The sequence below is a fragment of the Streptomyces sp. NPDC006997 genome (assembly GCF_040635175.1).
Taxonomy (GTDB): domain Bacteria; phylum Actinomycetota; class Actinomycetes; order Streptomycetales; family Streptomycetaceae; genus Streptomyces.
Window position 1 is genome coordinate 72,393 of the sequence record NZ_JBEYHH010000023.1, and the last position, 8,949, is coordinate 81,341.

At 71.2% G+C, this 8,949-nt stretch carries 9 protein-coding genes; 4 read left to right on the forward strand and 5 right to left on the reverse strand.

The window, feature by feature from the left end:
* Nucleotides 1-20 precede the first annotated feature (20 nt).
* Genes ABZ659_RS23150 through ABZ659_RS23160 form a run of 3 tightly spaced genes read right to left on the reverse strand, consistent with a single transcriptional unit; the run spans nt 21 to nt 3,099 of the window.
* Nucleotides 21-917, reverse strand: a complete 897-nt coding sequence (locus ABZ659_RS23150) for a carbohydrate ABC transporter permease (protein WP_360223248.1) — start codon at nt 915-917, stop codon at nt 21-23.
* A gap of 2 nt (nt 918-919) precedes the next feature.
* Nucleotides 920-1,822, reverse strand: coding sequence for a sugar ABC transporter permease (locus ABZ659_RS23155; RefSeq protein WP_360223251.1), 903 nt, complete (start codon nt 1,820-1,822; stop codon nt 920-922).
* Nucleotides 1,819-3,099 (reverse strand): extracellular solute-binding protein, encoded by a 1,281-nt coding sequence (locus ABZ659_RS23160; protein ID WP_360223254.1) that lies wholly within the window; start codon nt 3,097-3,099, stop codon nt 1,819-1,821. The genes ABZ659_RS23155 and ABZ659_RS23160 overlap by 4 nt, the downstream gene beginning before the upstream one ends.
* A gap of 349 nt (nt 3,100-3,448) precedes the next feature.
* Here ABZ659_RS23160 and ABZ659_RS23165 point away from each other — a divergent pair, with 349 nt between their 5' ends.
* From ABZ659_RS23165 to ABZ659_RS23175, 3 genes are all read left to right on the forward strand, one after another.
* A complete protein-coding gene (locus tag ABZ659_RS23165; protein ID WP_360223257.1) occupies nt 3,449-4,459 on the forward strand; it encodes a LacI family DNA-binding transcriptional regulator in 1,011 nt (336 codons plus the stop codon).
* A 362-nt stretch (nt 4,460-4,821) separates the two neighbouring features.
* On the forward strand, nt 4,822-5,217 hold the full coding sequence (locus tag ABZ659_RS23170; protein ID WP_360223260.1) for a VOC family protein: 396 nt from the start codon (nt 4,822-4,824) through the stop codon (nt 5,215-5,217).
* 68 nt (nt 5,218-5,285) lie between these two features.
* Nucleotides 5,286-6,371, forward strand: coding sequence for an adenosine deaminase (locus ABZ659_RS23175; protein WP_360223263.1), 1,086 nt, complete (start codon nt 5,286-5,288; stop codon nt 6,369-6,371).
* Here the strand turns inward: ABZ659_RS23175 and ABZ659_RS23180 are convergent.
* Nucleotides 6,353-6,868, reverse strand: coding sequence for a DUF664 domain-containing protein (locus ABZ659_RS23180; RefSeq protein ID WP_360223266.1), 516 nt, complete (start codon nt 6,866-6,868; stop codon nt 6,353-6,355). The two genes, ABZ659_RS23175 and ABZ659_RS23180, sit on opposite strands and share 19 nt — an antisense overlap.
* Nucleotides 6,869-6,895: 27 nt before the next feature.
* A complete protein-coding gene (locus ABZ659_RS23185) occupies nt 6,896-7,786 on the reverse strand; it encodes a LysR substrate-binding domain-containing protein (protein ID WP_360223269.1) in 891 nt (296 codons plus the stop codon).
* A 118-nt stretch (nt 7,787-7,904) separates the two neighbouring features.
* Between ABZ659_RS23185 and mgrA the strand changes: the two genes are divergently transcribed.
* On the forward strand, nt 7,905-8,918 hold the full coding sequence (mgrA, locus tag ABZ659_RS23190; RefSeq protein WP_360223420.1) for an L-glyceraldehyde 3-phosphate reductase: 1,014 nt from the start codon (nt 7,905-7,907) through the stop codon (nt 8,916-8,918).
* The last annotated feature ends 31 nt before the right edge of the window (nt 8,919-8,949 follow it).

Consider the following 8,949-nt stretch of genomic DNA (forward strand, 5'->3'; position numbering starts at 1 on the left):
TACGGGTTCCCGTGGCACGGTCACCGGCTGAACCCGGCGGTCAGACCGCTGAGCAGCTGTCGGCGGCCGAACGCGTACAGGACCAGGATCGGCAGCGTGGTGAGCACGACGGCGGCGAGCACGGCGGGGACGTTGACCCCGTACTGCCCCTGGAAGGTCCACAGGGCGAGCGGCAGGGTCCGGCGTTCGGGGCTCTGGGTGAGGACCAGCGGCAGCAGGAACCCGTTCCAGATGGTCAGCGCGTTGAAGATGGTCACGGTGAGGATGGCCGGTCGGGTCAGTGGTGCCGCCAGCCGCCACAGGGTCTGCCACTCGGTGGCACCGTCGACCCGCATCGAGTCGAACAGTTCCTTGGGCACGTCGCGGATGAAGTTGGTGAGCACCAGCACGGACAGCGGGATGGCGAACGCGATCGACGGGAGGACCAGCGCCAGCAGGCTGTCGTACAGGTGCAGCTTGATGATGATCAGGTCGAGCGGGATCACCGTCGCCTGGAGCGGGATGGCCAGCCCCATCAGGAACAGGCCGTTCATCTGGCGCAGGACCCGCATCCGCCAGCCGCGGACGATCGCGTAGGCGGCCATGAACGAGACCACCACCGCCGGTACCACGGCGCCGACGGTGACGACGACGCTGTTCACGAAGTAGCGGACGAAGTCCGACTCGATGACCAGCCGGTAGTTGTCCAGGGTGGGGTCGCCCGACGGCACCAGCGGGTTGCTCGCGTAGTAGTTGCTCTGCACCTTGAGGCTGGTGATGAGGGCCCAGTACAGCGGTACGGCGACGACGACGAGCCAGAGCCATCCGGCCAGCCCGCCGAGCCAGTTGCGGCGGCGGGCCGCCGGGCGGGAGCGGTTCGGCCGTTCACTCTGCGGGGCTGTGTGCGGCCGTTGCCGCTTGTCCAGTGTGGTGGTCACGGTCAGGCCCCCTCGAGCTGGCTCTCACCGGCGTCCCGGCCGCCGATCCGGCGCAGCAGCAGGGCGAGGGCGAGGCCGATCAGGACGAGGATGACCGCGATGGCGCTGGCCGGGCCCATCAGGTTGGCCTGGAAACCCCGCTTGTACATGTCCAGCGCGAGGACCCGGGTGGCGTCCCCGGGGCCGCCCTCGGTCAGTACGAAGATGAGGTCGAAGAAGGTCAGCGAGCCGACCACCATCAGGGTGGAGGAGGTGATGATGGTGTACTTCAGCTGCGGCAGCGTGATGCTGAGGAACTGCCGGACCCGCCCGGCGCCGTCCAACTGCGCGGCCTCGTAGAGGGACTTCGGGATCTGCTGGACGCCGCCCTGGTAGATCAGGGAGTGGAACGGGACGAACTGCCAGGAGACGACGAAGACGACGACCCCGAAGGCGAGCCAGGGCCGCCCCAGCCAGTCCTGGCTGAGCGCCTCGATCCTCAGTCCGGCGCCGAGTCCGAAGTTGGGGTCGAGGAGGGCCTTGTAGGTGAGCGCGATCGCCGCGGAGCTGAGCAGCAGCGGGACGAAGTAGATCACGCCCAATACCGCGCGGTAGCGCTGGCGGCCCGCCAGGAACGTGCCGAGCAGGATGCTCACCGGGGTCTGCACGGCCCAGGAGACGGCCATCACCAGGAACGTCACCCACAGGGCGTGCGGCAGCCCGGGGTCGGTGAGCACCTCCCGCCAGCTGGTCAGCCCGGACGCGTGGATGTCGCCGATCCCGTCCCAGCTGGTGAAGCTGAGCACGAACACACCGACGAGCGGTACGACGGCGAAGCAGACGAAGACCAGCAGCGCGGGCACCGCCAGCCACGGCAGGACGCTCCGCGGCTCACGGCGCGGCGGATGACCGGTGAGCGCGCTCATGTGCCGATGACCGCGTTGAGGTTGGAGGCGAACTGCTCGGGCGAGACCGACAGCTGGAACAGCTTGGCGATGTTGTCCAGCAGCGTCTCGGCGGCCGTCGGGCTGAGCGCCTGGTCCCAGGACTGCTGGAACGTCTTGGCGTTGCTGGCGATGTCGTAGGTGAGCTGGAGGAAGTCGGCGCTGTCGGAGGCGGCCAGCAGCTTCTCCGTGCCCAGTCGGACGGGCACCGAGCCGTTGTCGATCCACCTCTCCACCTCGTCGTCCTGGAGGACGCCGGTCGCGAAGAAGTCCTTGGCGACCTCCTTCTCCTTGGCGCTGGCCTTCGAGGAGAGGGACAGGTACTGGGCGGGGTTGCCGACGCCGTTGCCCGGATCGCCCTTGCCGCCCTCGACGGGCGGGAAGTTCATGAAGCCCAGCTTGCCGCTGGAGACGAAGTCACCGCCGTCGGCCTTCTGGATGCCGTACGACCACGCGCCGTGCAGCATCATGGCGGCCCTGCCGGTGTACAGCAGCGCCTGGTCGGCGTTGGTGTCCGCGGCGATCGAGGAGAAGCCCTTGACGAAACCGTCGGCCTTGACGAGGTCCTGCACACGGGTCAGCGCGGTCAGGGAGTCCGGGTGGGACCACGCGTCCTTCTCGCCCTCGATGACGGCCTGGAACACCTCGGGACCGCCGATGCGGTCGAACAGGAACTCCAGCCACATCATGTTCGTCCACCGGGACTGCCCGCCGAGGGAGAACGGCGCGATGCCCTTGGCGTTGAACCTGGGCACCAGGGCCATGATGTCGTCCCAGGACGCGGGCGGTTCCGCGCCGACCTGGTCGAAGACCTCCTCGTTGTAGAAGAGGACGATCGGCTGCACGTTCTCGCACGGCATCGCGTAGATCTTCCCGTCGACGGTCGCCGCGCCGAACGAGGCGGGAAGCAGCCGGTCCTTCACTTCGGGATGCTGCTCGAACCAGGGGGTGAGGTCCTCGACCTGGTCCGCCTCCACGTAGGAACGCAGCGTCCCGCCGCCCCAGCCCCAGATGATGGTGGGCGCCTTCCCGGCGCCGATGGCGGTCTTGATCTTCGTCTTGTACGCGTCGTTCTGGAAGGTGGTGTCCTTGATCTGCGTCTTGGGGTTGGCCTTGTTGAACGCGTCCACCGCGCTGGCCCGGACGCCTTCCTGCGGCTGCCCGTTGAGGTACCAGTAGGTTGCTCCGGCGTCGCTTCGGCCGGGCCCGGACGACCCGCAGGCCGTCAGCGCCGCGGAGGCCGGCACGGCCGCGGCCATGCCGAGGAGGGTGCGGCGGGAGAGGCCACGCTGGGAGGGGGTACGCCGAGAGGGGGAAGTCTCCATGTCTGTTCTCCGCCCTTCGAGGAGCCTCGGGCTACTCGTGAGTCGTGAGTCGTGAGGAAAACGTTTCGAAACGTTTCGAGATCGAGCCCGCTCCGGCTCGCTCATGGAGCATGTCCGAGCAAGTTAGATTTGGCGCTGATGTGATGTCAAGACACGTGCAGTCGCCTAGTGCAAGGCGATCACCTGCGTAATCTCGTAGCGGGGCGGGTATCGAGAAGTTCTGGCAGGGACCGAAACCTTTCGGGGGCCGGGCGGCACCGAACAGGAAGACCGGGAGGAACCGATGCCACCGAACGCCAGGCGCACCACCTTGTCGGACATCGCCCAGGAGGCCGGGGTCTCCGTCGCGACCGTCTCCAAGGTGGTCAACGGCCGCGGTGAGGTGGCGCCGAGCACCCGCGCCCGGGTGCAGGAACTGCTGCACCAGCACGACTATCCCGCGCCTGCCGTCCGCCACTCCGGCGCACCCGGGAGCCCGACGATCGAGGTGCAGTTCAAGGGGGACCTCACGTCGTACGTCGCCGAGGCCCTGGAAGGCGTCATGGACTCCGCCGCCCGGTGCGGCGCCGCGGTGGTGGTCAGCAGGGCGTCCGGCGCCCCGCACTGGGCCCGGGACCTGGTCGCGGCCGGGCGCCGCGCCGTCATCGCCGTCACCAGCGTGCACACCGCGGCACACCTGAGGGAACTGGCCCGCGCCGGGCTCCCGCTGGTCGTACTGGATCCGCTGCACCTGCCGGACGGCCGGGTCAACAGCGTCGGGTCGACCAACTTCGCCGGTGGCCTGGCCGCGACCCGGCACCTGCTCACCCTGGGCCACCGCCGCGTCGCCTACCTCGGCGGACCGGCCACGGCCGTCTGCAACCAGGCCCGCCAGCACGGCTACCGCGCCGCCATGGAGGCGGAGGGGGCCCCCGTCCCCGACGGCCACGTCCTGCCGGGGGAGTTCACGTACGCGACCGGCCTGCGCGGAGCCGCGGCACTGCTGACCCTGCCGGAGCCACCGACGGCGATCCTCACCGGCAACGACGAGATCGCCCTCGGCGTCATCGAGGCCGCCCGCACCCGGGGCCTGCGCGTCCCGCAGGACCTGAGCGTGGTCGGCTTCGACGACACCTATCTCGCCCGCATGGCCTCCCCACCCCTGACCACGGTGCGCCAGCCCCTCCGCGAGATGGGCGGCGCGGCCCTGCGCACGGCCCTCCGCCTGGCCGACGGCGAGAAGGTCGAGTCCCACCACGTCGAACTCGCCACCGAACTCGTCATCCGCGGCTCGACCGCACCACCGGGGGGCTGAACCGAGGGGTGCTCAGGGGCGGCCGGGCTGACCGGCCAGCCGGGCGGCCGGGGTGCCGGGGCCGGCGTCCGCCGCCTGGTCGAGGCGGCCTTGGGCGTCGCGGCGACCGCCCTGGTCGCAGCTCATGGCGCACAGCCGCGACGGTTGACGTCCCGCGTCGGCCTCGCGTCCCGGGAGACGCCCTCCACGCGGGTCTCGCGGGCCGTCCCGACGCCCTGCGCGATGTCCGGGGACTGCGCGTCCGATCGGCACGGACACGCGGCAGGGGGCGCCGGCCGGGTGACCACCTCGGTACCCGGACTGGCATGCCGTACGTTTTACGTATAACCTCTCCCGTCAACCACCCGCCCAGGAAGGCGACGATGAGACGCATCGCCCTGGTCGCCCTCGTCGTCGACGACTACGACGAGGCGATCCGCTTCTACACCGACGCCCTCGGCTTCCGCCTCGCCGAGGACACCCCGCGCCCCGACGGCTCCCGCTGGGTCGTGATGGAGGCGGGTCCGCCGGAGGCGGGCACCGCCCTCCTGCTGGCCCGCGCCAAGGGCGACGCCCAGCGCGCCCGCGTCGGTGACCAGACCGGCGGCCGGGTCGGCTTCTTCCTGCACACCGACGACTTCGCCCGCGACCACGCCCGGATGCTCGCCGCGGGCGTGACCTTCCTGGAGGCGCCGCGGCACGAGCCGTACGGCACGGTCGCCGTCTTCCGGGACCTGTACGGCAACCGCTGGGACCTCCTCCAGCCCGCCGCCTCCTGAGCCCCCCGAAGAACCCCGCCGTCCCCCTTCACGACCCGAGATCCCAGAAACCCGGAGTACGACCGCACATGGAAGCTACGCGCGTAGAAACCACCGCCGACACCCTCCGTCGCCTCCCCAAGGCCGTCCTGCACGACCACCTCGACGGCGGTCCGCGCCCCGCGACCGTCGTGGAGCTCGCGGAGGCGGTCGGGCACACCCTGCCCACCACCGACCCGGACGAGCTGGCCGCCTGGTACTACGACGCCGCCAACTCCGGCGACCTGGTCCGCTACATCGCCACCTTCGAGCACACCCTCGCCGTGATGCAGACCCGTGAGGGCCTGCTGCGCACCGCCGAGGAGTACGTGCTCGACCTCGCCGCCGACGGTGTCGTCTACGGCGAGGTCCGCTACGCGCCCGAGCTGATGCTGAAGGGCGGGCTCGCCCTGTCCGAGGTCGTCGAGACCGTCCAGGAGGGGCTGGCCGCGGGGATGGCGAAGGCCGCGGCGGCCGGGACGCCGGTACGGGTGGGCACCCTGCTGTGCGGGATGCGGATGTTCGACCGCACCCGGGAGACCGCCGACCTCGCGGTGGCCTTCCGGGACGCCGGTGTCGTCGGCTTCGACATCGCGGGCGCCGAGGACGGCTTCCCGCCCGCCGACCACCTGGACGCCTTCGAGCACCTGCGCCGCGAGAACGTGCCGTTCACCATCCACGCGGGCGAGGCGCACGGCCTGCCCAGCATCCACCAGGCGCTCCAGGTGTGCGGCGCCCAGCGCGTCGGGCACGGGGTGCGGATCACCGACGACATCCCCGACCTCGCCACAGGCAAGCTCGGCCGTCTCGCGGGCTGGGTCCGGGACCGCCGGATCGCGCTGGAGATGTGCCCCACCTCCAACCTGCAGACCGGCGCGGCCACCTCCATCGCCGAGCACCCGATCACCGCGCTGAAGGACCTCGGCTTCCGGGTCACCCTCAACACCGACAACCGGCTGGTGTCCGGCACCACCATGACCCGCGAGATGGCGTTGCTGGTGGAGCAGGCGGGCTGGACCCTCGACGACCTGCGCACGGTCACCGTGAACGCCCTCAAGAGCGCCTTCATCCCGTTCGACGAGCGCAACGCGCTGATCGAGGACGTCGTCCTGCCGGGTTACGCGTCCGCGTCCTGAAGCAGACCGCGCAGGTAGGCGGCCTGTCCGACGTGCTGGAGGTCGTCGGACAGGACGCTCACCAGCCGCACGCCCAGCGTGACCGGCGGGTCCCAGTTCTCGTCGACGACCCGCTCCAGATCCCCGGCGCCCAGCCCGCGCAGCGCGCCGAGGGTCTGCTCGTGCACGGCGTCGTAGTAGCCGGTGAGCAGGTCACCGGAGTCGACGCGCACCTTGGCGACCCGGGCGGCGCTGTGCCCGTAGCCGGTGTCGTGGCGGGGCAGGTCGAGGTTGAAGCGCTTCTGCCAGTCCTGGGAGAGCCAGACCTGGTCGAGCCCGAAGGCGTCGGCGACGTGGTCGTCCTGGACCCGGGTCAGGTGCCAGACGAGCCAGGAGACGGAGTTGCTGTCGGGGGAGGGGCGGGTGTTCAGGGCGTCGGGGTCCAGGTCCTCGACGACCGCGTGGACCTCTTCCCGGATACGGGTGTACGCCTCGATGAGGATGTCCTTGACATGCATGGCTCCACCATCGCGCATCGCCGCGCGTCACGCGTCCCCGGACTCCGCCGCCAGCAGCGCCATCAGCGCCCGCGCCGCCGGACTGGTGGCCCGCGGGGGAGGCAGCAGCGCCGCCGTCTGGTACACGGTCGCGTCGGCGCCCTTCACCGGCAGCGCGGTCAGCGAGGCCCGCTTGCGCCGGAAGTGCCGGGGCACGACCGCGACCCCGAGGTTCTCGTCGACCAGGTCGAGCAGGCTGTGCACGTCGTTCACCTCCAGCGCGACCGTCCGGCGCACCCCCGCCGCGTCGAAGGCGGCGTCGGTGATGCGGCGGGGCCCCCAGTCCGGGTGGAAGTCGACGAACACCTCCCCGCCGAGTTCCTCGGGGGCGACGGCGGCGCCCGCGCGGGCCAGCCGGTGGCTCGGGTGGCACAGCACGGTCATCGGCTCGCTGGTCAGGGGTACGGAGCACAGCTGGCCGGGGTCGCCCGGACCGGGCACCGCGAACGCCAGGTCGAGGCGTCCTGCCGCGACCTCCTCCGCCAGCGCGCCGGAGCCCGCCTGCCGCAGCCGGATCTCCACGTCGGGGTGGCGGTGCCGGAACGCGGCCAGCAGCCGGGGGGCGTCGACCCCCGCGATGCACTGCTCGGTGCCCAGCGCGAGGGTGCCCCGCAGCACCCCCTGCACCGCCGCCACCGCCTCGTGCGCCGCCCGCACCTGCGCCAGGATCCGCTCCGCCTCCGCCAGCAGCGCCCGGCCCGCCTCGGTCACCGTCACCCGGCGGGTGGTCCGGGTGAACAGCGGCGTCCGCAGCTCGCGCTCCAGCGACCGGATCGACGCCGACAGCCCCGACTGGGAGACCATCAGGCGTTCGGCGGCCCGGGTGAAGTGCTGGTCCTCGGCGACCGCGACGAAGTGCTGGAGGTGGCGCAGTTCCATGATTGAGAAGCGTATCCGCTGAATTCCATCGGATTCTCCTGTTGGACTGCTGCCCGGGGCCGCGCGAGAGTAGGACTCCCCACACGGGGACGGACCTGACGGAACCATGGGAGCCGCGTTGTACACCGCACACCCCGACCGCTACACGGACATGCCCTACCGGCGCACCGGACGCAGCGGACTGAAGCTGCCCGCGCTGTCGCTCGGGCTGTGGCACAACTTCGGGCCCGACCGTCCCGTGGAGACCCAGCGCGCCATCCTGCGCCGCGCCTTCGACCTCGGCGTCACCCACTTCGACCTCGCCAACAACTACGGCCCGCCGCCCGGCGCCGCCGAGTCCGCCTTCGGCGAGGCGCTGGCGGCCGACCTCGCGCCGTACCGGGACGAGATGATCGTCTCCACCAAGGCGGGCTACCTGATGTGGCCGGGCCCCTACGGCGAGTGGGGCTCGCGCAAGTACCTGCTGTCCTCGCTGGACCAGAGCCTGAAGCGGATGGGCCTGGACTACGTCGACGTCTTCTACTCGCACCGCCCCGACCCGGAGACTCCGCTGGAGGAGACGATGGGCGCCCTGCACTCCGCCGTGCAGCAGGGCAAGGCGCTGTACGTCGGCGTCTCCAACTACTCCGCCGAGCAGACCCGGGAGGCCGCCCGCATCCTGGGCGAACTGGGCACCCCGCTCCTCATCCACCAGCCGCGCTACTCGATGCTGGACCGCCGCCCGGAGGGCGAGGGCCTGCTGGACGCGCTCGACGAGCTCCAGGTCGGCTCCATCGCCTACTCCCCGCTGGAGCAGGGCCTGCTCACCGGCCGCTACCTGGACGGCATCCCGGAGGACTCCCGGGCGGCCGGCGACAGCCCGTTCCTCAACCGGGACGCGCTGACCGAGGACCTGGTCGGGCAGTTGCGCGCCCTGGACGGCATCGCCAAGTCCCGTGGCCAGTCGCTGGCCCAGATGGCGCTGGCCTGGGTGCTGCGCGGCGGCCGGGTGACCTCCGCCCTGGTCGGCGCGAGCAGCCCGCGGCAGCTGGAGGACAGCGTCGCCGCCATCCGGAACCTGGAGTTCGACGCCGAGGAACTGGCCCGGATCGACGCCGTCGTCGGCCCCGCACCCGGTCCCGGCTCTCGATGAGGCTCTTGTCGGGCAGCCCGACCAGGGTGAA